We start from the raw sequence: 22,275 nt of genomic DNA, 5'->3' as shown, positions 1-22,275 counted from the left end.
ACTGACTTTTCAGTCACTATCTTTCTCCTATGGCTCAGAAATTTCGGGCGGCGCGTTCCGACGAGGAACGCCAAGCACGGCTTCAATCAATATTGAGTGCGGCTCTGGACGCTTTCGCCGAGAAAGGTCTTGGCGCATCGCGTCTTGAGGATATCGCTACCAGGGCGGGCATCGCCAAGGGCACGATCTATCTCTACTTCCCCTCGAAGCAGGCGGTGTTCGAAGAGCTGATCCGGACGTCCATTGTGCTGCCCGTCGATAGCTTGCGAACTGAATTGCTGGCGCAGGATTTATCGGCCCAAACAGTATTTGGTCTCCTTTCCCACTGGGTGCGAAACGAATTTCTCGGAACGGATCGGGAAGTTATCGCGCGACTCATCCTGTCGGAGGTCGGTCGCTTTCCGGAGATTGCGGCCTTCTGTCACCGGGAACTCGTGCATCCTGTCATGGAGTTCCTGAAGCAAATCGCGCAGCGCGCGTGTGAGCGGGGGGAATTCGGATCGGATGTCCTGGTTCGCTTTCCACAGCTTGCGGTCGCATCCGTCCTGGTGGCGATAACCTGGAACGATCTGTTCCAAAACGTCGAGCCCCTCGATTTGGGAGCCATGATTGAATCCCACCTCGACCTGCTGCAGCGCGCAATGCGATCGGACATATGACAATGCGCCGGGCCGGCCTTTTGATGATAGCAGCAGGAGTGGCGGTGCCAGCCCTCTTCCTGACGAACCCGAATAGCGATGCGCCGCTGCCCCGATTCCAAGGTTATGTCGAGGGTCAGACGATCTATGTTTCCGCGGAAGAAGGGGGAACGATCTTTCGGATGCACGTAGATTCTGGCGATGACGTTCAACGGAATCAGACGTTGTTTAGACAAGATACTGCTCTCAAGGAAATACAACTTCAGCAGGCAGAAGCTCGTTTGCGCGAGGCGCAAGCAAGATTGCGGAACGTCGAGGCTCCCCAGCAGAGGCCTGAAGAGATCGAGGTTCTCAGGGCGTCGGAGCGCCGCGCCGCAACGGCAAGTCAGCTCTCCGCCATCGAACTCGACCGTCAGCGCGAACTCTTCCGCAAGGGGGTAGCGTCGAAGGCTCTTGTCGAGCAGGCCGAAGCGGCACATCAACAGAATAGCGCTACCCAGGAGGAAATTCGGCGGCAGATTGATGCTGCCGGGCTCGGTGGCCGTGACAACGATATTCGCGCGGCCAAAGCCGCTGTCGACGCGGCAAAAGCCGCGCTGGCAGAGGCTGACCAGCGGCTCGCCAAAGCGGAAGTCAGGGCCACCGAGGACGGCCGTGTGGAAGATGTCTTCTACCGCGCCGGTGAGGTCGTCCCGGCGGGTACCCCTGTGCTGGCCCTTTTGCCTGACGGCAATCTGCGGATTCGTTTTTTTGTGCCCGAGCCTGCTCTCTCTGCGCTTTCGCTCGGCGGCGCAATCCTGGTGAGCTGTGACGGATGTGCGCCCGACATCGAAGGCCGCATTACTTTTATCGCCAGGGAAGCCGAGTTCACGCCGCCGGTCATTTTCAGCGAGGAAGAACGTTCCAAGCTGGTGTTCAAGGTCGAAGCACGCCTCACCGGCAACGAGCATACCCTGCCCGTCGGACTTCCGGTAACTGTGGTTCCGACACCTGATGCCGTGGCGGAGAAGAGGTAGTTATGCGTGACGCGCCCAGCCCTGCGCAACCAAGCAACACCGCCGATGCGTTTGCGGGAGACATCGCCATCGAAGTTTCCGGCCTGACGAAATCATTCAACGGCCGAACGGTTGTCTCCGACCTTAGCATGGAAGTCCGTCGCGGCCTCATCTACGGATTTCTCGGTCCGAACGGCAGCGGCAAGACGACGACGATACGCATGCTTTGTGGCCTGCTGACGCCCGACGCTGGCCGCGGGACCTGCTTGGGCTACGACATTCTCACCCAATCGGAAGAGATCAAGCGTCATGTCGGCTACATGACGCAGCGCTTCTCGCTCTACGAGGATCTTTCGATCCGCGAGAACCTCGAATTTGTGGCCCGCATTCACGGTCTCGACGATCCGCGAGGAGCAGCAGGAGATGCCTTGCATCGCCTCGGGCTGGAGAACCGGGCGCATCAGCTTGCTGGCGAGCTGTCAGGTGGCTGGAAGCAGCGTGTCGCGCTTGGCGCCAGTATCCTGCCGGGTCCGCAACTTCTTCTTCTGGACGAACCAACGGCTGGTGTCGATCCGAAGGCGAGGCGCGATTTCTGGGACGAGATCCATCGTCTCGCGGGAGAAGGCCTCACAGTGCTCGTGTCGACGCACTACATGGACGAGGCGGAGCGCTGCCACGAGATTGCCTATATCGCCTACGGCCGCCTACTCGCCGCGGGAACAGTTGCGCATGTCGTCGCGCAGTCCGGCCTTGAGACCTGGACAGTGACCGGTATCGCCTTGCGTCAACTTGCCGAGACACTTCGAGGGCGGCCGGGGGTCGATATGGTCGCGCCCTTCGGTTCGGCGCTGCATGTGGCCGGTCGAGACCCCGCGCTGCTCATGCGCTCCACTGAGGCGGCAAGAGCTGACGAACGCTACAGTTGGCGTCGCGACCAGCCGACGCTCGAAGACGTCTTCATCGACCTGATGGACCGCGGCCGGGACAACTTCAGATGACCCCGGTGCTGACATATCCGCGAACCACGCAAGGACCGGTGGCGGCATGGCGGCGCTTTGTGGCGGTCCTTGTCAAGGAATTCATCCAGTTGCGACGTGATCGGGTGACGCTGATTTCGATGATTTTCATCTCCCTGGTCCAGCTCCTTCTTTTCGGGTATGCGATCAACACCGATCCGAAGGAACTTCGAACAGCCGTGCTGGCGCAGGACGAAAGCGTCTTCACACGGTCTTTCCTCGCCGCGATGCGGACGACCGGCTATTTCGACATTCGCGAGAGGGTGGCGAGTGAAAGCGAACTCGACGACTTGATCCTGTCGGGAGCCGTCCAGTTCGGAGTTCAAATACCATCCGACTTTGGCCGCCAGCTCGTTCGCGGCGAGCGTCCCGCGGTTCTCGTCATCGCCGATGCCACGGACCCTTCCGCCACGGTGAACGCTGTCGGGGCTCTGGAAGGGATCGCAGCGCGGGCTTTCGAACGCGATCTCATCGGACCAACCGCGTCTCTCGCCTCGACGCCTCCGCCCTACGAGATACGAATTCATCGACGGTACAATCCGGTGGGGGACACGCATCTCAACATCGTTCCAGGGCTAATGGGCACGATCCTGTCCATGACGATGCTCATCTTCACCGCGCTTTCAGTCACGCGCGAGATCGAGCGCTCGACCATGGAGAGCCTTCTGGCGATGCCGATCAGGCCGGTCGAGATCATGCTTGGCAAGATCGCCCCCTACGTTCTTGTCGGTGCATTCCAGATGGTGCTCATTCTGTCGGCGGCCTGGCTGCTGTTCGACGTTCCGATCGTCGGAAGTCTTTCACTGCTGTTGGCGCTCACGACGCTGTTCGTCATCGCAAATCTTGCCGTCGGCTACACGTTTTCAACCGTGGCCGAGAACCAGTTGCAGGCCGTTCAGATGTCCTTCTTTTTCTTTCTGCCCAACATACTGCTCTCGGGCTTTATGTTTCCTTTCAATGGCATGCCCGACTGGGCCCAATGGATTGGCGAGACGCTGCCAATGACCCATTACCTCAGGATCGTTCGCGGCATCATGTTGAAAGGGGCAGACCTGTCGCATCTGGCAATACCCGTCGGCGCGCTAGGCCTGTTCACGCTGGTCGCGATGGCGGTGGCTGTCAACCGGTTCCGGCAAACGTTGGACTGAGCGGGACCCGCCGCTCTCCTTGGGCAGGTGGGAAACGAGGGCGCTCGTAGCCGACCGGAGACCTCGAACCACGCTGGTTCTCGGACCTTGGACACGCGTTGAGAGCAACGAGCGCTGACCGGTGCCCCATTCCGCATTCACCGGCTTAAGAGACCGCTGAATTTCGGCGGCTTTTTCCGGCGGCTAAGGTAAAGACCCGACTGCCACGGGCATCACATCATCGCAGTGTCGCCTGGCCAATCTTGCTCGGCGCCGTTTCCGCCCGGCCTCGGCCGCCAATAATCCCGGCGAAATTATTGTCTCGATCATGAGCACGCGAGAATAGGGTTGTGATCGCGGTCATACAGATGTCAAACTTGCTGCCCGATCGGTAGTGTGATTCGGGGGTTCGATGAGCGATATCAAAACCAGCCTCACTGCAGCCTTGCTGATGGCGTCAGTGAGCTTAGCCCATGCGGGTGAAAGCGCCCCCTTCATCTATCTCGCGACGCAAGACCCGTTCGTCAGCCCTGAAGCGCCAAACGCGAAGAACGATATCCATGTCTTCGGCGGCGTCTTTGCCGGCGGCTCTTTCGGCAGCGTCATCCAATTCTGGGACGCCGATTACACCGACAATTTCATGATCGGCGGCATCTACGGCCGCGATTTCAAAGATCTCGGGGCAGGTTTTGTCCTTGGCGGCGTGGCGGGCGCGGCGATCCGTTTTGGCGACGATGACGATACTAGCGGAGAACTTTGGGCCGGATTACGGATCCGCCACCACGGCTTGGTGATTGGCGACCTGGCAATCGCGCCGGGGTTTACCGCCGGCTTGAGCGTCGTTACCGGACCGACGGAGATCGAGCGCGCGCGCGAAATTCACTACGACGGCGACGCGAGCTTTCTGGGATTCCTCGGGCCCGAGGTCGCATTCAAGCTTCGGCAGGCTCCGCATGTCGAGTTCGTCTATCAGCTTCACCATAGGTCAGGCGCTGACGGGACTTTCGGCGATTTTGGCGAAGGATCCAACGCGAGCACCTTCGGCCTTCGCTATCGCTTCTAAAGTAAGGAAGGGCGTTCGGCCGACCCGTTAGATGGCCGCCCTGCCCGCCGAGTGTCAGAATTCGGCACTACTGTCGCTTGGCAGTCCTGGCTCGCCGGGTGCCGGGCTCACCTGCGGCGCAAATTCTAGGATCTGCACATCAGCGGGGCCTCGCGCCCGCGACGATTCGATCATCGCCATGACCGAATTGTGGAAGGTCCATGGCATGGTTCGTGGCAAGGATGTTGGGCGCCGCGCTGCGTCAGGAAAAGTCCGTGGCCATTGTCGCGTGCGTCTTCGATCTATGGGAAGCGGAACTGGGCAAGGCCTCGGGGAAATCCAAAACCGCCGAGGCGATCCGCTGCGCGCTCACCCCCGCGGGAGGCGCTGGAACGCTTTCGGGCGGATGGCCGCCATCGAAATCGACTCCAACATCGTCGAGCGTGCAATTAGTTAGGCTCCAGACGATCGCGCGAACGAATAGTCTATTTGCCGGCAGCCACGGTGGTGGACGAACCTGGGCGACGGTAGAGCGGGAACAGCGCCGCCAGGAAGTGCTCGTGCCGCGGTCGCACAGCCGGGCATGGGCAGACCGAATATGGCGACCGGTCGGGACCCGATGAGGTTCGGCACGCGTCCTGATGGGTGGTGATCGCTCCGGTTTCAGTCGCCGGAACCGGAACCGGTGCCATCTACTTCGACTGGATTGTCTTGGCGGTATCCTCCATAGGCGTGGGCATAGTCTTGTACTTCGACGAGCCAGATTGCCGACACCCTCTCGTTGATCCTTGTGTGCACCTTTCTTGGATCGTCTGTTGCTGCTCGGCTATGGATCGGCTTAACGGCCTACCCGCATCGAGCTGATTCTCGCCTCTGGCTGCTTGGGCGCTACAGCGGACTGTGCATCGTTGCAGTGTGGATCTTTCGCATGCCGCCGGCGCCATCGGTTATACTCGCCTTGGATGGACTGCTGCAGGGCCTTGCTATCCTTGGATTTTGGCGCCTCCCTTAGAGAGAAACTCGATGAGGCAGCAGGCTCAGCGGCTCCCAATATCTACGTCCCAGAGCCATGCCGTGGCTGGATTGATGATTTCTTCGACGACCTAGAGGCAACAGAGGGCGCAACCACCGCGACCCGCCGTCTCGGAGTCGCCACAAGCCCGACAAGGAAGGCGGTTTGGCTGAGGCTGATCGTGGCTTCGCCGACAATCCAACAGAGGTGGTCCCGCCCGGTGAGACAGCTTGGCGGCTTGGCTAACGTGGATCCGGGTTGTTTCTACGCCGCAATCGGCTTCCTCGAAATCGCCTATCGTAACCGTGACGCGACATCCTCAACGCCAACGCGACTACTCTTCAGCCGGCTTAGCCAAGCCCAGTCCAGCAACATCTTCCCTCAGCATGCGCAGTATCGACCTTACCGGGGCAAGCGACCGCATCGAACTGCGATAGGTGACGCCGCTCCTGATTGTCCACTCGTAGCCGCGCACGTTCAGCGCTGACAAATCGGTATTGATGTCGAGGTGCAGGAGCGGCCGAGGCAGGCTTGTGAGAAAGCCATCCCGCCGCACGAGTTCCAGGGCCAGTTCGAGCGATTCGGTGGACACGACGGATTTCGGACCGACGATCCCTCTGGATTTAAACAGCCGATCAATCTGTTCTCTCGCGATACTGTCGTAGCTCAGCATCACCCAGGGTCGCCGCACGAGTTCCTCCAGTGGGACTTCGGTTTGCGCCGCGAGGGGACCGGCGCGCGAAGCCACGATGCAGTTCGACTGGTCATATAGAAAGAGCTCCTCGAGTATATCGCCACTCGCCTCGTCAGGATTCCGCAGACCGCCCGCGTAAAGGCTGATCTCTCCGGCCTGAAGTGCAGGGATTAGCAAGGCCCCGACCCCTGTCCTCACCGAGACACGCAGATTGGGATAGTCGCGTGCAAGCCGGGCCAACGCACGTGGCATGAACACTACCGCGTAAGTCGGGCCGACGCCGATGCGCAGTTCCCCTTGCGCGCCGTCGCGCGTCGCGGTGAGTTCGATCAGGGATCCGTCCCATTCGGCCTGGATGTCGCGCGCACGTCTGTAAAAGACCTGTCCCATCTCGGTCAGAACGACGCCGCGTGCCGACCGGTCGAAGAGCGGCGTGCGCAGATGCTCCTCCAGCAGGCGCAGCGATTTCGACAGCGCCGGTTGGCTAATGTTGAGGTTGCGCGCCGCGCTCTGGACGCTGCCGAACTCGGCTACTGCGAGGAAGTGCCGAATGCGCCAGATCTGATCCATAGATGTCAGTTATATCCAATATATCGGGAACTATTACCCCCTCTGCTCCGGCGCGTCTAGGATGATTGCTAATGGGAGGACCTGCATGCGTGCGATCTTCGTGCTCTTCGATTCGCTCAATCGCACCGCACTCGGCTGCTATGGCGGCGAGCAGGTAGCGACGCCGAATTTCGACCGGTTCGCGCGCCGCGCCGTGACCTTCGAGAAGCACTATGCGGGTTCGCTTCCCTGCATGCCGGCGCGCCGGGACATTCATACCGGCCGCCTGAACTTCATGCACCGCTCGTGGGGGCCGCTTGAGCCTTTCGACAATTCGATGCCGGAAATCCTGAAAGCTTCGGGGGTCTACACTCACCTCATTAGCGATCATTTCCATTATTTCGAGGACGGGGGGGCAACCTATCACAGCCGTTACCGGACATGGGAATTCGTCCGCGGCCAGGAGTATGACCCGTGGATCGCAATGGTCGAACCTCCGATCGAGCGCTTCAAGGACATGTATTCGGACCGACACTACAATGTGCCGACCGAGCCAAAGCGGCGGCAGCACCAGATCAACCGCGAGAAGATCGCACTGGAAGAGGAGTTTCCCGGCCCGCAATGCTTCGAGCGGACATTCCGCTTCCTGGACGACAACCGCTGCGCCGACAACTGGATGCTGCACCTGGAATGCTTCGATCCGCACGAACCCTTTCATGCCCCGGACCGATACAAGGATGCCTATCGGACCGCCTATAACGGCCCGATCCTCGACTGGCCCAAATATGCTCCGGTCCGAGAGAACGCGGCCGAGATCGCCGAGATCAGGGCAAACTATGCGGCGCTCGTAGCCATGTGCGACGCCTATTTCGGCAAGCTGCTCGACTATTTCGATGAGCACGATCTGTGGAAGGATACCTGTCTCATCCTCACCACCGATCACGGCTTCCTGCTTTCCGAACACGACTGGTGGGGCAAGAACCTGACGCCCTACTACGAGGAGATCTCCCACATTCCGCTGATCATGCATCACCCTCGCTTCGCTGACCGCGCTGGCGGGCGCATCGCTGGGCTGACGCAGACGACGGACCTGATGCCGACGCTTCTCGACATGTTCGACCGCCCCTGCCCGCCCGAGGTCACCGGCCGCTCGCTGCTGCCTCTGATCGGCGGCGCGTCCGGTCCGGACGCCATCATTTTCGGCATGTTCGGCGGACCAATCGGCGTCACCGACGGCGAATACAGCTATTTTCGCTATCCGGAGAATCTGTTCGACGAGCGGCTCGGCGAGTACACGCTGATGCCGACCCACATGACCGGCTTCTTCAACGGCAACGAGATGAAGACCGCCGCGCTGGCCGAACCGTTCGACTTCACCAAGGGCCAGCGGCTGCTGCGCTTTGACGCGCTTAACGAGGCTCGGCGGCCACCGGGACTGGACGGGACGAAGTTTGGCGCCTTCAAGTCCGCGATCTACCACAACGCGAGCGATCCAAATCAGATCAACCCGATTCACGATCCGGCGGTGGAAGCTCGGCTCCGCCAAGCGGCGATCCGCATCCTGCGTGAGCACGATGCACCGCCGGAATATTTCGGGTGGATGTCGCTCGATACGGCCGCGGCGGAATAATCAAACAAAGGGAGGAAATTGCAATGCCGTCTTTCATCACCCCATTCTCGCGCCGGAGCATGCTCCGCGCCGGCGCGGCCGCCTTCATCGTCGCGGCAGGCGCCGGCGCAGCCCTTGCCCAGAGCCAGCCGCCGATCACGATGGCGATCAACCAGTCGCCATGGCTCAACTCGTTCGTCGCCATGGTCGACGAATACGAGAAGGAGACCGGGAACAAGGTCGAGCTCGATGTCACGCCTTTCGGCGGCCTCCTTGAAAAAATCCGCAACTCCGTGCGTGGCGCGCAGGGCGCCTACGACATCGTCAACGTGAACTCGCTTTGGCTGTCCGAGATCTATTCGGGCGGATTCCTCGCCCCCCTCGGCGATGTCCAGACCGGCTATACGCTCCCCGAGGGAGTGTTGACCTATGGCGATACGACGAATTGGGACGCTGCCGCCGGCACCTTCGCTGGTGGCGGCGCGCTAATGGGCGTGCCAGTCAACGGCAATGTGCAGGTGCTCTACTACAACACCGACATCTACGCGAAGCTCGGCCTGCAGCCGCCCAAGACGTGGGAAGAGCTCCTTGCCAACGCACAGGCGATACAGAAAGAAGGCGAGGCCTATGGCTTCGTGCCGCGGGCCGCTCGCGACTCGATCGTCTATAACTTCACTCCCTACCTCTTCAGCCACGACGCGGCCTTCTTCAGGATCACCGGCTCCGGCAAAGCGGATGTCGTCGTCAACAGCCCAGAAGCCCTCAAGGCTCTGGAAACCTATGTAAAGCTGGCCACGGAATCGGGCCCTCCCGGACCCGGCAACATCGCACAGGGCGAACTGATCCAGCTTCTAGCCACCGGCAAGGGCGCGCAGGCGATTGCCGTCATCGCCGCCTGGGGACAGCTCGAAGACCCCAATTCTTCGCGCGTCGTGGGAAAGATCGACGCCGCGCTGCTGCCCGCCGGTCCGGCCGGCACGGTCGCATCGAGTGCCGGCCATTGGGTGGCCGGCATCCCGAGGAATGTCCAACCCGAGAAGCAGAAGGCCGCGCTCGCGTTTCTCGATTGGTTCGCCGCCAAGGAGCGGCAGGTCGACTATGTGCGCAGCGGCGGCGTGCCGGTGAGAGGCGACATAACCAGCGCCGACCTTGGCGGCGAGGAGGAGTTCCGCTTCATTGACGCCTATTCGCAAAATGCCAAGCACGCGGTGATGGGTCTACCCTTCGCGCAGGCTGCGGAAGCCTCCGACGCGATGGCGCTCAGCCTCAACCGCGCCGTCATCGGCGAAATAACGCCGGCCCAGGCGCTCAACCAAGCCGCCGCCGACCTGGCCGGCGTTCTGGAGCGCAACGGCTTCGCAGTCGGGAAGCTGCCGGCTCTATGATGCGAAGCGGCGTCGGGCGAGGCCGGCGTCGTTCCCTCAGCGCAGGACTGATGCGATGATTTCCAATGGGCTAAGCTTCAAAGAGCGGCGCAACACACGCTGGATCGCGATCTCGCTGGCGCCTGCCGCCGCCCTGTTCATCGTTCTGACCGCTTTTCCGGTCGTGTATCTTCTCGTCCTGAGCTTCTTTCACGTCGAATGGCGCGAGGCGGCCTCGGCTTTTTCCTTCGTCGGCCTCGACAATTACCACCGGCTGTTTTCGACCGAAAAAGTGTTCTGGGACGGCGTTCGCAATACGGCCGTCTTCGCCGTGACTGCCGTGTCCTGCCAGATGGTGCTCGGTTTCTCCATGGCGCTCGCCGTCAGGACCGCTGGATCCTACGGAAGGGCCGTGCTGACAGGCATCTTCCTGCTGCCGATCGTCGTTCCGCCAATCGTCATTGGCACCATGTGGCGCCTCATCATGGGGCGTGAGTTCGGGCTCGCCAACACGCTTCTTGGGCTTCTGGGGCTCGGTCCGGTCGACTGGCTCGGCGACCCCGATATCGCACTCGCCTCGGTCATCTTCGTCGACATCTGGCACTGGACGCCCTTCGTCTTCCTGCTGATGCTGGCCGGGCTCGAGTCGCTCGATGGCGAGGTCATCGAGGCGGCCCGAATGGACACGAGGAGCCGTTGGCAGCAGATCCGCCACGTCGTTCTGCCCATGATGATGCCGACCATCGTCGTCACGCTGATGTTCCGCGTGATCCTGTCCTTCAAAGTCTTCGACGAGGTCTACCTGCTGACCTCCGGAGGCCCCGGCACCGCCACGGAAGTCGTCAACTTCTCGATCTATCGCACCTTCTTCCGCCAGGACCAGGTCGGATATGGCTCGGCGATGTCGATCGTCACTCTGTTTGCGATCAGCGTCGTCATCTTCCTTGCGCGCGGCTTCGCGCCGCGCCGCGCCGCGCGGCGGAGTGCTGTGTCATGACGTTGCGTCTCGGCTCCCGTATCCTTGCCAACACCGTCGTGTGGGGTTATGCGCTGGTCATCCTCGGGCCGACGCTATGGGTGCTGTCCAACGCCTTCAAGTTCAAGATCGACATCATCACCGGCGCCACCATTTCTCCATTCACCTGGATTAATTTCAACGAACTCCTGTTCTCGCGCCAGTCCGATTTCCTCGCGAACCTCCTCAACAGCGCGGTGATTGGGATCGCCTCTACAGCGATCGTCATTGTCGTCGCGACGATGGCGGCCTTCACGCTGACCTGCCTCGATGTGCGTCCCTGGGTGCGCTGGGCGCTGCTTGGCTGGGCGCTGCTGTTCCACATGCTGCCGACGCTCACCTTCGTGGGCTCCTGGTACCTTATGTTCTCGTCGGTCGGGCTGCATGGCACCTACTTTGCCGTGATCATGACGCATGCCGTGCACAACCTGCCGATGGCGCTGTTCCTGATGATGAGCTTCGTCGGCGCGCTACCGCGCGAACTGATCCAGGCGGCAAGGATGGATGGCTGCAGCTACGGGCAGGTGTTCTGGCGCATCGCTTTCCCGCTCGTGCGCGGCGGCATGATCGCCGCAACCGCGCTTACCTTCATCTTCTCGTGGAGCGACTTCGCCATCTCGCTGACCCTCACGTCGCGCGACACGATGACGGTGCCCGTGGCGATCGCGACCTTCGCGCAGGAATACGACATCCGCTACGGAGAGATGGCCGCCGGCACGCTGCTTTCGATCATTCCGGCGCTGTTGCTCATTCTGCTCGGCCAGAACTTCATCGTGCGCGGCCTGCTTGCTGGAGCCGTGAAATGAGCGTCGCGAGGCCAAAGCGGCCCGGCGGGCGCGGGAGACATTGATGGCCAACGTCACCGTTCAGGGGTTCCAGAAATTCTACGGCAGCCTCGAAGTCATTCCGCCGCTCGACCTCGAGATCCGAACGGGCGAGTTCGTCGTGCTTGTGGGTCCCTCGGGAAGCGGCAAGTCGACGCTGCTGCGGATGATCGCCGGCCTGGAGAAGATCGACGCCGGAACCGTCTCGATCGACGGCGAGGACATCACCGGCCGCGATCCCGGCGACCGCGACATGGCGATGGTGTTCCAGTCCTATGCGCTCTATCCGCACATGACGGTTGCCGAGAACATGACTTTTGCGTTGCGAATGCGCGGCACAGGGGACGCGGTGATCCGGGAGCGCCTAGCCGAGGCGCTGCGCATGCTCTCCCTTGAAGGCTATGAGAACAGGAAGCCCGCGCAGCTTTCTGGCGGCCAGCGCCAACGCGTCGCAATGGGACGCGCCATCGTTCGCCAGCCCCGTGTGTTCCTGTTCGACGAGCCGCTGTCGAACCTCGACGCGAAGCTGCGCGCCCGGACGCGGCTGGAGCTTCGCGAACTGCACGACAGGCTCGGCGCGACGTCGATCTTCGTCACGCACGACCAGATAGAGGCGATGACGATGGCCGATCGCATCGTATTGCTCGACCGTGGACGCATCCAGCAGATCGGCTCGCCTCGCGAAATCTACGAGAAGCCGCGAAACCGGTTCGTCGCAAGCTTCATCGGCTCGCCCGAGATCAACCTGCTGGAGGGTGGCCTCCATGTCGACGGCGACACGATGCTGTTCAACGGTCTAACGCTGCCCGGAAGGAAAATGGAGATGCCGACAGGCAGCGAATATACGCTTGGCATCCGACCGGAAGCCTTTGACGTCGCGCCCGAGCCGCTCGCCGGAACCGTGCCTCTCGCGATCCGCGCCGTCGAATACACCGGGTCGGACGTCTTTGTCTTCGGAACCATCGATGCGGGACCGTTGACCGTCAAGCTGCCGGCCGAAGGGCACGCCCTGAGGGACGGCATCGGGGCAGGCGCCTTCATCCACGTCAGGCCGACAGCCGAGGGATGGCATCTCTTCGATCGGTCGGGCCTGCGCGTGGCGAATACATAGAGTCCGGCGTCAATGACAGCGAAACGAACCGCGACAGCGCCGACGAAGAAGGCGCTACGCGCGCGTGTCGGTGATTTGAGGCAGGTCGCCAGCGTCAGACGGTTCATCCTGTCGGATGGGCCTGAAGCGGGCATCGAGACGCTTGCCTTCTCGACCGGTGGCGGCCTCGATTTCTGGGTCACCGCGGGACGGGGGATGGACATCGCCACCCTGTCGTGGCGCGGCATTCAACTCGCATGGCAGAGCCCGGCGGGTTTTCGGCTTCCGCCTGCCACGGCCGGGACAGGCGACCGGACGTTCAATCGCGCCTTCGGCGGATTTCTCAACACGTGCGGGTTCGACCACGTCCGTCAGCCGGCCGAAGGAAATCCCCTGCATGGCTCGGCGCCCTTCACGCCGGCGCGCCTCAACAGCTACGGCGAGGATTGGAACACGGCTGAACCTCTCCTTTATTGCGAGGGCGAACTCGTCGTGTGGGCGTTTGGAGGCGGTGGCCATCGGCTTCATCGGCGCATCGAGGCCCCCATTGGCGGCTCGACGCTCCGATTCGTCGATACGGTCGAGGTGATTGGGCCCGATCCGGCGCCGATCATGGCGCTTTATCACTTCAACCTCGGCTATCCGCTGCATCAGGAAGGCACCGAAATCAGCCTCGACGGCGACCCATTGGTGGGGCCTCTGCCACGGCACGAGCAAGCCACGGCGCAACCGACCCTGCGCGCGGCTTCTCCGGGCCGGTCTGTCTGCCGCGTCGAGGGCGGCGGGTCGATCATCGCGTTCCACTGGTCGAGCGATACCCTGCCCTGGCTTCAACTCTGGCGGGATTTGCGGCCCCGTTGCGGCGTGCTGTCTATCGAGCCCTGCTCGATCGCCAGGTCAGAAGACGGTAGGAACACGAGCACGCCCTGCATCGAACCGGGCCGGCCGGTTCGGTTCGAGATCGAGGTTATCCTCGCGGATGCGGTCTCACACCCGTACCCCGGTAACATTCGATGATCGCGAAAATTGCTCCAGGAGTTTGCGCGGCCTCCGCATGTGGCCCCCGCGTGACAATTGCAACGCGGACGACACTGCGGCTGGCGGCGACGATCGTCGGGCGTGTGAAGGGTTTGGCGCGCATCGTCTCCCGGCTCGATCTGGAACGGACGATCACGGAATGGATCAAGCAGACGCACGCCGCGGCCCTCGAAATCCTTGGTGTTGCGGGTCACGAGGACGAGACCGTGAACCCGCGCAGTCGCAGCGAGCGCCATGTCCCACCCGTCCTTGTTCTTGGCGCCGAGCATTCGCGTCCATTCCTCGACGATCGTGGCGTCGACGGGAATGATGCGGTCGACAAAGGCCTTTTCGGCGGCTGCGATCTGCCTTGAGCAATTCCGCCGACCTCTGCGGGTCGCGACGCTTCAGCGCTTCCGCGCCGCGGCGCTTCTCGAACATGGTGACGACGCTCAGCCTCAGATCCGCATCGTCGACGGTGGCGAGCCATTTGCGCACATTCGCATTGCCCCGCGCGCCGAATTCGCGGAGCACATTCTCATCGATCAGATAGGCAGTCACGGAATCCTGCGCGGCACGACCTCCGTCGTCGGCGCTTTGTCGTCGAATGCGCCAAGGTCGGCCAATTCAGCGAGCGCGCGCTTCAGGCTCCGGGCGGGATAGGGCCGTCCGCGCTTGGGATAGGCCTTCGCATATTCGATCGCGGATTCCGCCTGCTCGGGAGTCAGCGATGGAAAGTCCGCCACGATCTCAGCGATAGACTGCGTGCGGGCCAAGGCCGCCACCATGTGAACGGGAATGGTAGTGCCCTCAATGAGCGGGTCGCCTCCGTCATCGGCCTCCACCCATCGGCGGAGCTCCTTGAGGCGTCGGAGCCGGCCCTTGAGGTCGGCTGTCGCTTGGCATTTAATTGTAAGAATGCGCCGGTCATCCCTGCTGACGGGCGCGTTGATCTGGCAGGTGGCCTTCGTCGCGGTCCTTTTCGTCGCGGCAATCTTTGGAATCTTTTCCTATGCGATAGACAAGGGGAATGACCTTGTCCTGGCGCAGACGATGGCGATGAATATGGTCGTGGTGCTGGAGATATTCTATCTCTTTTTCATTCGCAACGTCTTCGGCACGTCGCTGACCTGGGCCGCGATCCGCGGTACCAACGCGGTGTGGATCTGTGTGGCCATCGTCGTACCTGCGCAATTCGTCGTTACCTACCTCCCGCTGGCACAGGGTATCTTTGGCACCGCTTCGGTGTCGTTGACCGATGGTCTCCTGATTGTCGGGATAGGCGCAGTATTCTTTGCAATAATTGAGGTTGAAAAGCAGATTCGGCTCAGTCTGTCTGCTCCTGACGACCAGCCATTGATCTCCGATGTCAAAGGCTGATTGAACCCTGGCCGCGATCTCGGTGAGGAGTGCGCTAATCACCGCCGCCCCTGCTTCCAGTCGTCGAGACGGGCGTAGATCGTGGCCGCGACGCCGCCAAGCGCCACGGCGATGAACACCCAGCGCAACGCGTCGAGATACGGGACGAGCGGCAGGATGGCGGTCTGGGTCTCGGCCAGGACGCTTTGGTGTAGGTCGCCGCTACGATCATGAGGGGATCATAAGTCCGGTCTCTGCAACAGCTCTTCGCTACCGGGAAGGATGCGACAGGGCGTGGATCCATCCACGCGCAGGCCCGCCCCCGCTTGCTGTGCTGGCTTCCTGGTCCAGGTCCGTCCTCCTCCAATCAACCCACAAGGGGTCCGCTACGCGAGCGTGCGGCCGCTGCGGCTTCGCCTGCGCGGTGATTGCGGCCGGGCCCCGGACCCAACGGGCGCCAGAGCGGGGATCGGCCCCGCGCCAAAAGACGGAGCCCTTCAATGTCGCAAGATCTTTCCCTCGCACAGAACCATGCCTGGAACCTCGCCCGCACCCTGATGGTGCCGGTCATTCTCTTCAAGGTCGACGACGAATACGGCGTCATGCCTGCCGACGAACTCGACGACGCCGAAATCGAGCCGCTCTTTGAGTACGATCCCTACCAGGGCGGTCGGCCGGCTCATTGAACCGGCCTTCCTCTCGCGCCAGGCGCCCGGCCCGTCAGACAGGCCGGGTTGCGCGCCGCACAGTCCTTTCCCTGCTGGTGGCGGGACGCCACGAGCCCTCATTGGGACGAGGTTTTGCCGCTTGCGCCGGGAAGCCCGCAAGGGAGGCTGCGCCGCCCCGGCAAGCCGGTGCGCCCTTGGCAAGCTTCCGGCTTCGCGGCCGACCTCGAGGCCTGCCGGAAAGGTAAGAAAAACAGATCTGGACAAGGAAAGGGCCGGACGCCCCGCGGCGCCGGCGGGATCGACCATGGAACAGCATGAAATCGAGACATTGCGAGACAAGGTGCCCTGCGCCGCCGTGCTCGAGCGCGAGGGGTGGAAAGTCGACGTCAAGGAGAGCACCACGCGCGCCGTGAAGTACCGGCACGGGGCAGGCGAGATCATCATCGTCATCCACAATGGCAGGGGCTGGTTCGATCCCCTCTCGGATGCCAAGGGCGACGTCTTTACGTTGGCCGGTTACCTGGCCGGTATCGCCTTTCCGGCGGCCGTCGAGGCGGTTCGCAGTCTCGTCGGCCATGTTTCGGCCACGCCGACCTGGAACCGCCCGAACCGGACAGGCACTCCGATTTCGATCATTGAGCGATGGCGGCGCCGACGACCGCCGACCATCGGATCTCGCACCTGGCGATATCTGGCAGATGAGCGTGCGATCCCGATATCCATTCTGCAGACCGCCAACGCTCAAGGCCTGCTGCGCGAGGGTCCGAGCGGCAGCATCTGGATGGCGCATGTCGACCGAGCCGGCCAACTGATCGGATGGGAAGAACGCGGCCCGCAGTGGCGTCGTTTCTCCACCGGCGGAGCCAAGGAACTGTTCCGCCTCGGCAACGAAGCGGCGCTTCGGTTCTGTGTCACCGAGGCGGCGATCGACGCCATGAGCCTTGCCGCGATCGAGGGTATGCGCGCCGACACGCTCTACGTCAGCACAGGGGGCGGATGGTCGCCCGCCAGCGATGCCGCGATCCGGGCGATCGCCGCGAGTCCCGACATGTTGATGTCCGCGGCCACCGACAATGATCGGCAGGGCGAGATCTATGCCGGTCGTTTGCAGGAGATCGTCCGCGAGACCGGATGCCGCTACGAGCGGCTGCGGCCATCCACGCAGGATTGGAACAGCGACCTAAAACGACAGGGGAGGGGAAACCCGGGAATGAAAGCGGAAAGGAGAGCGGAATCGCTGCCGCATGCCCGGCCGTCGCGTCAAGGGAAGCTGCGCCCGGCTAGCGCCGGCCCTTGACGCGCCGGACCGGAGAGGCGGCCGCGGGAAGGGGTGATGAGAAGGCATGAAGGTGATGATCCGGTCGGGTGGACAGGATCGCGCTTGATGCCGACGGACGACAGGAGCCGCCAATGATCACCCAATCTTCCTTCCGCAAGGTCTTCGAGGGCGTCGCAACGCGCCGAGAGATGTTCCATATGTTCGACCGCCATGGCCAGGCATCGATAAGCAAGGCGCGGCTCACTGGCCGACTCTATGACGGCGAGTGGTTCGAGATCAGCGCGGCCGAGCACGACTATATGTTCGAGATTCTGCCGCCGCTCTGGTTGCGCGGCGACATGTTCGCCATGCGCGAGTTCATGACCGGCTCGATCACCAGTGTCTTCTTCGCGCTCCCGATCGATGGCCGCACCCGCTATTTCCATGGCTATTGCGATATGTTGGCCAGGGGTTCGGCCGAGCGCATGCGCGATGTGATCGTCGAGCGGGAATCCCGCCCGGTCCGTGCCATGACGCGCACCGAGCGGCTCGACCACATCTGGAGCACGACCCATGCCGACTATCGCGGCTATGCAGGTGAGCGCTGGCCTGAGTGTGACCGCGGCTCTCGCACCGTCACCGTATACGGTGGCTCGCAGGGCACGGTGCTGAAGCTGCTCGACGACCTCACCGAGGTCGAGATCAGCGCCAAGCTACCGGTCCATCTTCGCTACCTTCCCGCCGCAATTGCAGCCTGATCGGAGGCTGTCATGTTCACATTTCCTATTCTCGGCGTTCGCAAGGTCATCGAGCGCGGCATAGCCGATGCCACCGCCAACGGCGGATTTCGCAATCCCTACTACGGCATCAAGCCGGGTAAGGATGAAAAGCCGGGACTCTGGCTGGTCGGTGACCAGGGGGTCTATCTCCTCTCCAACGGCAAGCTTGCCGAGGGTGAACGTGCCCTCGTGGTCTATTCGGATGAATGCCACCCGGTCGGCAATCCCGACTGGTGGCACTACAAGAACCGTCATTTTGGCGGCGACGACGGCATCGAGTTCATCGACGCCGACAGACTGATCCCGCTGTTCGATCGGAACATTCGTTGCACGCACTTGCGCGTGCAACTGACCGAGACGGACGTCTCGCTGTCGCTTATCGCCCGCTAGCCCATCCGACATCCTCGTCAGCTTTTCACGCGGCCGACAACGCCGTCCGCGTGATCGCGCTCGCCAAAAATCCAAGGAGATTTTCCATGTCCCACGACGACCCCTTCACTCTCGACCTGTTCGGAAATACGGCACTTTCCTCAGGACTCGGCCTTGGCGTGACCGCCTTTTCCGACAGTCCGGCCAATGATCCGGACGATGGCGATCCGTCCCTGCATTCTCCCGCGCCTGCCGTGCCGGCCACGGCCGACGCGCAGCTGTCGCGCCGGGCATGCAAGGGCGAGAATTTCCACCTTGCCGGCACGCGCGGCCTCGCAAAGTCGTGGCGGGAGCGCGCCCGCGACAATCTTGCTGCGATCCGGCTTGCCGCCTCGATCGTCGATGAGCAGCGCCCGGCTTCGGTCGACGAGCAGGCCGCGCTGATCCGGTTCACCGGCTTCGGCGCCTCCGAGCTTGCCAACGGCGTGTTTCGTCGCCCGGGCGAGCTGGAGTTTCGCGAGGGCTGGGCGGAGATCGGCGCCGACCTTGAGGACGGCATCGACAGCGGCGACTACGCCTCGCTGGCCCGCTGCACCCAGTATGCGCACTTCACGCCGGAATATATCGTCCGGGCCATCTGGTCGGGCCTGCAGCGGCTCGGCTGGCGCGGCGGACGCGTGCTCGAGCCCGGCATCGGCACGGGCCTGTTTCGGGCGCTGATGCCCGCGGCGCTACATCCCGTCACCCATCTCACGGGCATCGAGATCGATCCGGTTACCGCCCGGATCGCCCGTCTCCTGCAGCCCCGCGCCAAAATCCTCAATCAGGATTTCGCGCGGGTCGAGCTGCCGGCGCATTTCGACCTCGCGATCGGCAATCCTCCCTTCTCCGACCGCACCGTGCGCAGCGACCGTACGTTGCGCGCGCTCGGCCTGCGCCTGCATGACTATTTCATCGTGAAGGCGGTTCGTGCGTTGAAGCCCGGCGGACTTGCCGCCTTCGTGACCTCGAGCGGCACGATGGACAAGGCCGACAGCAGGGCGCGTGAGCACATCGCTGCGATGGCCGATCTTGTCGGCGCGATACGGCTGCCGGCGGGCAGCTTCCGTGCCGATGCCGGCACGGATGTCGTCGTTGACATCCTGTTCTTCCGCAAGCGACGGGATAGTGAGGCCGTGGGCGACGCCTCCTGGCTCGACCTTGTCGAGGTCCGTCCCGCAACCGAGGATGAGGGCGCGGTCCGCGTCAATCGCTGGTTTGCCGAACACCCCGACCTGGTGCTGGGGGACCACGCGCTGAGGCGCGGCATCTACGGTCCCAATGAGACCTATACCTGCCTTCCGCGCGCCGGAGTCGATCTCGACACGGCATTGTCCAACGCGGTCTTTGCCCTCCCGGAAGCGATTTACGATGGCGATCCGGAGATCATCGACGCTGATGCCGAGGACGAGGCCGACGCACTCGATGTCGCCACGGTGGCGGAGCGCTCTATTCGCGAGGGCAGCTATTTCATCGGCAAGAACACCGCCCTGATGCAGATGGTCGACGGCAAGGCCGTGACCATCACCATCCGCAAGGGCAGGAGCTCGGAAGGTGTCCCCGAGAAACATGCCCGCATCATCCGCAAGCTGATCCCGATCCGTGATGCGGTGCGCGAGGTGCTGAAACTCCAGGAATGCGACCGGCCGTGGAAGCCGGCGCAGGTCAAGCTGCGTATTGCCTGGTCGAACTTCGTGCGCGAGTTCGGGCCGATCAACTTCACCACCGTCTCGACAACGGAGGATGAGGAATCCGGCGAGGTGCGCGAGACGCATCGTCGCCCGAACATCCAGCCGTTCTTGGACGATCCCGATTGCTGGCTGGTGGCGTCGATCGAGGACTACGACCTCGAAACCAACACGGCCAAGCCCGGGCCGATCTTTACCGAACGTGTGATCGCGCCGGCGCCGGCGCCGATCATCACGTCGGCTGCCGATGCTCTTGCCGTCGTGCTCAACGAACGTGGCCATGTCGACGCCGATCACATCGCGGAATTGCTGCATCGCGATGTCGCCGATGTCGTTGACGAGTTGGGGCAAGCGATCTTCCAGGATCCGACGTCCGGTTCCTGGCAAACCGCCGATGCCTATCTCTCCGGCGCCGTTCGCTCCAAGCTTGCTGCCGCCGAGGCCGCCGCTGCGCTCGATCCAGCCTTTGCCCGCAATGTGGTCGCGCTGCAGGCGGTCCAGCCTGCCGACCTGCGTCCCTCCGACATTACCGCCCGGCTTGGTGCACCGTGGATTCCGGCCGCCGATATCGTCGCCTTCGTCAAGGAGACGATGGACGCCGCCATCACCATCCATCACACGCCGGAACTGGCCTGCTGGACCGTCAATGCCCGCCAGCTCGGCTGGAGCGCCGCCGGCACTACGGAATGGGGCACCCACCGGCGCGACGCCGGGCAGCTTCTCTCCGATGCGCTGAACAGTTCGGTTCCGCAGATCTTCGACACCATCAAGGACGGCGACACCGAGCGGCGCGTCCTCAATACGGTCGAGACAGAAGCCGCCAAGGAGAAGCTGGGAAAGATCAAGACGGCGTTCCAGAGCTGGATCTGGAGCGATCCGGATCGCACCGACCGACTGGCGCGGCTCTACAACGATACCTTCAACAACATCGCGCCGAGAAGTTTCAACGGCGACCATCTCCAGCTTCCAGGCGCCTCGGGCGCCTTTTCTCTTTATGGGCACCAGAAACGGGCGATCTGGCGCATCATCTCGGCCGGCTCGACCTATGTCGCCCATGCCGTCGGCGCCGGCAAGACGCTCTCGATCGCCGCGGCGATCATGGAGCAGCGCCGGCTCGGGCTCATCAATAAGGCCATGCTGGTCGTTCCCGGCCATTGCCTGGCGCAGGCCGCGCGCGAGTTCCTGGCGCTCTATCCGAACGCGAGAATTCTGGTCGCTGACGAGACCAATTTCGTCAAGGAGAAGCGGCATCGCTTTCTGTCGCGGGCAGCAACCGCGAATTGGGACGCGATCATCATCACCCATTCGGCGTTCCGCTTTATTTCGATCCCGTCCGCCTTCGAGAGCCAAATGATTCAGGACGAGCTCGAGGCCTATGAGGAACTACTGACCAAGGTCGACCGTGAGGACCGGCTTTCGCGCAAGCGTATCGAGCGCATGAAGGAGGGGCACAAGGAGCGGCTGGAGGCGCTATCAACCCGCAAGGACGATCTGCTCACCATTTCCGAAATCGGCATTGACCAGATCATCGTCGACGAAGCACAGGAGTTCAGGAAGCTCAGCTTTGCCACCAATATGTCGACGCTGAAAGGCGTCGATCCCAATGGCTCGCAGCGGGCCTGGGACCTCTATGTGAAGTCGCGGTTCGTCGAGACGAAAAATCCGGGCAGGGCGCTCGTGCTCGCTTCCGGCACGCCGATCACCAACACGCTCGGTGAAATGTTCACCGTGCAGCGACTGATGGACAATGCTGCCCTGACCGAGCGTAGACTGCACGAGTTCGATGCCTGGGCGTCGACCTTCGGCGACACTTCGACGGAACTCGAGTTGCAGCCGTCCGGTAAATACAAGCCGGTCACGCGCTTTGCCCAGTTCGTCAACGTCCCCGAGCTGATCGCCATGTTCCGGTCATTCGCGGACGTGGTTGTCGTTTGGCATTTAAATACAAGAATGCGGCGATTTTGTTCGAGGTGGGCACTTAATCGTGAGAGTCCCAACAAGCAGATTCTCAAATTAACTGCATTTGCCTGGAAGCTCGCAGCTTGGCGGCTCGAGCTATCATGTTCTCGGCGGCGTCAGAGAATCGGACTTTGTTGTCGCCCATCATGTGCCCTCGCAACATC

20 protein-coding genes and 1 pseudogene are annotated in these 22,275 nt (G+C 62.4%); 19 read left to right on the top strand and 2 right to left on the bottom strand.

Annotated features, from left to right (window positions below; genetic code table 11):
- The first annotated feature begins 29 nt into the window (after positions 1-29).
- The 6 genes and pseudogenes from ABMA32_RS22580 to ABMA32_RS22555 all read left to right on the top strand — a co-directional run.
- Positions 30-659: a TetR/AcrR family transcriptional regulator gene (locus ABMA32_RS22580; RefSeq protein ID WP_349016007.1), complete on the top strand. Its 630-nt coding sequence runs from the start codon at positions 30-32 to the stop codon at positions 657-659.
- Between the two features lie 44 nt (positions 660-703).
- The gene (locus tag ABMA32_RS22575; RefSeq protein ID WP_349016006.1) at positions 704-1,654 is read left to right on the top strand and encodes an HlyD family secretion protein; all 951 of its coding nucleotides are present in this window, start codon (positions 704-706) and stop codon (positions 1,652-1,654) included.
- Positions 1,655-1,656: 2 nt separating this feature from the next.
- Positions 1,657-2,631 carry an ABC transporter ATP-binding protein gene (locus ABMA32_RS22570; RefSeq protein ID WP_349016005.1) on the top strand — a complete coding sequence of 325 codons (975 nt, stop codon included), beginning with the start codon at positions 1,657-1,659 and terminating at the stop codon, positions 2,629-2,631.
- Positions 2,628-3,797 (top strand): ABC transporter permease, encoded by a 1,170-nt coding sequence (locus ABMA32_RS22565; RefSeq protein ID WP_349016004.1) that lies wholly within the window; start codon positions 2,628-2,630, stop codon positions 3,795-3,797. The genes ABMA32_RS22570 and ABMA32_RS22565 overlap by 4 nt, the downstream gene beginning before the upstream one ends.
- A gap of 391 nt (positions 3,798-4,188) precedes the next feature.
- Complete coding sequence (locus ABMA32_RS22560) at positions 4,189-4,839, top strand: hypothetical protein (protein WP_349016003.1); 651 nt, start codon at positions 4,189-4,191, stop codon at positions 4,837-4,839.
- A gap of 90 nt (positions 4,840-4,929) precedes the next feature.
- Positions 4,930-5,348 (top strand): annotated as a pseudogene (locus tag ABMA32_RS22555) (IS66 family transposase); the annotation flags it as partial.
- Positions 5,349-6,164: 816 nt separating this feature from the next.
- Here the strand turns inward: ABMA32_RS22555 and ABMA32_RS22550 are convergent.
- Positions 6,165-7,094 carry a LysR family transcriptional regulator gene (locus ABMA32_RS22550; RefSeq protein ID WP_349016002.1) on the bottom strand — a complete coding sequence of 310 codons (930 nt, stop codon included), beginning with the start codon at positions 7,092-7,094 and terminating at the stop codon, positions 6,165-6,167.
- A gap of 85 nt (positions 7,095-7,179) precedes the next feature.
- Between ABMA32_RS22550 and ABMA32_RS22545 the strand changes: the two genes are divergently transcribed.
- Genes ABMA32_RS22545 through ABMA32_RS22515 form a run of 7 tightly spaced genes read left to right on the top strand, consistent with a single transcriptional unit; the run spans position 7,180 to position 14,366 of the window.
- Positions 7,180-8,703, top strand: coding sequence for a sulfatase (locus ABMA32_RS22545; RefSeq protein WP_349016001.1), 1,524 nt, complete (start codon positions 7,180-7,182; stop codon positions 8,701-8,703).
- Positions 8,704-8,726: 23 nt separating this feature from the next.
- A complete protein-coding gene (locus tag ABMA32_RS22540) occupies positions 8,727-10,067 on the top strand; it encodes an extracellular solute-binding protein (RefSeq protein WP_349016000.1) in 1,341 nt (446 codons plus the stop codon).
- Between the two features lie 55 nt (positions 10,068-10,122).
- Complete coding sequence (locus tag ABMA32_RS22535; RefSeq protein ID WP_349015999.1) at positions 10,123-11,043, top strand: carbohydrate ABC transporter permease; 921 nt, start codon at positions 10,123-10,125, stop codon at positions 11,041-11,043.
- A complete protein-coding gene (locus tag ABMA32_RS22530) occupies positions 11,040-11,867 on the top strand; it encodes a carbohydrate ABC transporter permease (RefSeq protein WP_349015998.1) in 828 nt (275 codons plus the stop codon). The genes ABMA32_RS22535 and ABMA32_RS22530 overlap by 4 nt, the downstream gene beginning before the upstream one ends.
- Positions 11,868-11,910: 43 nt before the next feature.
- Positions 11,911-12,996, top strand: coding sequence for an ABC transporter ATP-binding protein (locus ABMA32_RS22525; RefSeq protein ID WP_349015997.1), 1,086 nt, complete (start codon positions 11,911-11,913; stop codon positions 12,994-12,996).
- A gap of 12 nt (positions 12,997-13,008) precedes the next feature.
- Positions 13,009-13,992 carry a DUF4432 family protein gene (locus tag ABMA32_RS22520; RefSeq protein WP_349015996.1) on the top strand — a complete coding sequence of 328 codons (984 nt, stop codon included), beginning with the start codon at positions 13,009-13,011 and terminating at the stop codon, positions 13,990-13,992.
- A 50-nt stretch (positions 13,993-14,042) separates the two neighbouring features.
- A complete protein-coding gene (locus ABMA32_RS22515; protein ID WP_349015995.1) occupies positions 14,043-14,366 on the top strand; it encodes a hypothetical protein in 324 nt (107 codons plus the stop codon).
- 183 nt (positions 14,367-14,549) lie between these two features.
- Here ABMA32_RS22515 and ABMA32_RS22510 read toward each other — a convergent pair whose 3' ends face one another.
- Complete coding sequence (locus ABMA32_RS22510; RefSeq protein ID WP_349015994.1) at positions 14,550-14,837, bottom strand: DUF433 domain-containing protein; 288 nt, start codon at positions 14,835-14,837, stop codon at positions 14,550-14,552.
- A gap of 37 nt (positions 14,838-14,874) precedes the next feature.
- Between ABMA32_RS22510 and ABMA32_RS22505 the strand changes: the two genes are divergently transcribed.
- The 6 genes from ABMA32_RS22505 to ABMA32_RS22480 form a co-directional block, all read left to right on the top strand.
- A complete protein-coding gene (locus tag ABMA32_RS22505) occupies positions 14,875-15,372 on the top strand; it encodes a cation transporting ATPase C-terminal domain-containing protein (protein WP_349015993.1) in 498 nt (165 codons plus the stop codon).
- Positions 15,373-15,851: 479 nt separating this feature from the next.
- Positions 15,852-16,037, top strand: a complete 186-nt coding sequence (locus ABMA32_RS22500) for a hypothetical protein (protein ID WP_349015992.1) — start codon at positions 15,852-15,854, stop codon at positions 16,035-16,037.
- A 286-nt stretch (positions 16,038-16,323) separates the two neighbouring features.
- Positions 16,324-17,316: a DUF3991 and toprim domain-containing protein gene (locus ABMA32_RS22495; protein ID WP_349015991.1), complete on the top strand. Its 993-nt coding sequence runs from the start codon at positions 16,324-16,326 to the stop codon at positions 17,314-17,316.
- Positions 17,317-17,429: 113 nt separating this feature from the next.
- Positions 17,430-18,035 carry a DUF1419 domain-containing protein gene (locus ABMA32_RS22490; RefSeq protein WP_349015990.1) on the top strand — a complete coding sequence of 202 codons (606 nt, stop codon included), beginning with the start codon at positions 17,430-17,432 and terminating at the stop codon, positions 18,033-18,035.
- Positions 18,036-18,047: 12 nt separating this feature from the next.
- Positions 18,048-18,446 (top strand): DUF3085 domain-containing protein, encoded by a 399-nt coding sequence (locus ABMA32_RS22485; protein WP_349015989.1) that lies wholly within the window; start codon positions 18,048-18,050, stop codon positions 18,444-18,446.
- 86 nt (positions 18,447-18,532) lie between these two features.
- On the top strand, positions 18,533-22,275 hold a 3,743-nt coding region (locus tag ABMA32_RS22480; RefSeq protein ID WP_349015988.1), incomplete at its 3' end, for a DEAD/DEAH box helicase family protein.

Source organism: Mesorhizobium quangtriensis, from assembly GCF_040081925.1.
Lineage (GTDB): Bacteria > Pseudomonadota > Alphaproteobacteria > Rhizobiales > Rhizobiaceae > Mesorhizobium_K > Mesorhizobium_K quangtriensis.
Note: the sequence above shows the minus strand (reverse complement) of the source record. Positions and strands in the feature narration are given on the sequence as shown.

Excerpts from the sequence above, each read along its gene's own strand:
- ABMA32_RS22580 (WP_349016007.1), top strand. The coding sequence starts at position 30 with ATGGCTCAGAAATTTCGGGCGGCGCGTTCCGACGAGGAACGCCAAGCA.
- ABMA32_RS22570 (WP_349016005.1), top strand. The coding sequence starts at position 1,657 with ATGCGTGACGCGCCCAGCCCTGCGCAACCAAGCAACACCGCCGATGCG.
- ABMA32_RS22565 (WP_349016004.1), top strand. The coding sequence starts at position 2,628 with ATGACCCCGGTGCTGACATATCCGCGAACCACGCAAGGACCGGTGGCG.
- ABMA32_RS22560 (WP_349016003.1), top strand. The coding sequence starts at position 4,189 with ATGAGCGATATCAAAACCAGCCTCACTGCAGCCTTGCTGATGGCGTCA.
- ABMA32_RS22550 (WP_349016002.1), bottom strand. The coding sequence starts at position 7,094 with ATGGATCAGATCTGGCGCATTCGGCACTTCCTCGCAGTAGCCGAGTTC.
- ABMA32_RS22545 (WP_349016001.1), top strand. The coding sequence starts at position 7,180 with ATGCGTGCGATCTTCGTGCTCTTCGATTCGCTCAATCGCACCGCACTC.
- ABMA32_RS22540 (WP_349016000.1), top strand. The coding sequence starts at position 8,727 with ATGCCGTCTTTCATCACCCCATTCTCGCGCCGGAGCATGCTCCGCGCC.
- ABMA32_RS22535 (WP_349015999.1), top strand. The coding sequence starts at position 10,123 with ATGATTTCCAATGGGCTAAGCTTCAAAGAGCGGCGCAACACACGCTGG.
- ABMA32_RS22530 (WP_349015998.1), top strand. The coding sequence starts at position 11,040 with ATGACGTTGCGTCTCGGCTCCCGTATCCTTGCCAACACCGTCGTGTGG.
- ABMA32_RS22525 (WP_349015997.1), top strand. The coding sequence starts at position 11,911 with ATGGCCAACGTCACCGTTCAGGGGTTCCAGAAATTCTACGGCAGCCTC.
- ABMA32_RS22520 (WP_349015996.1), top strand. The coding sequence starts at position 13,009 with ATGACAGCGAAACGAACCGCGACAGCGCCGACGAAGAAGGCGCTACGC.
- ABMA32_RS22500 (WP_349015992.1), top strand. The coding sequence starts at position 15,852 with ATGTCGCAAGATCTTTCCCTCGCACAGAACCATGCCTGGAACCTCGCC.
- ABMA32_RS22495 (WP_349015991.1), top strand. The coding sequence starts at position 16,324 with ATGGAACAGCATGAAATCGAGACATTGCGAGACAAGGTGCCCTGCGCC.
- ABMA32_RS22490 (WP_349015990.1), top strand. The coding sequence starts at position 17,430 with ATGATCACCCAATCTTCCTTCCGCAAGGTCTTCGAGGGCGTCGCAACG.
- ABMA32_RS22485 (WP_349015989.1), top strand. The coding sequence starts at position 18,048 with ATGTTCACATTTCCTATTCTCGGCGTTCGCAAGGTCATCGAGCGCGGC.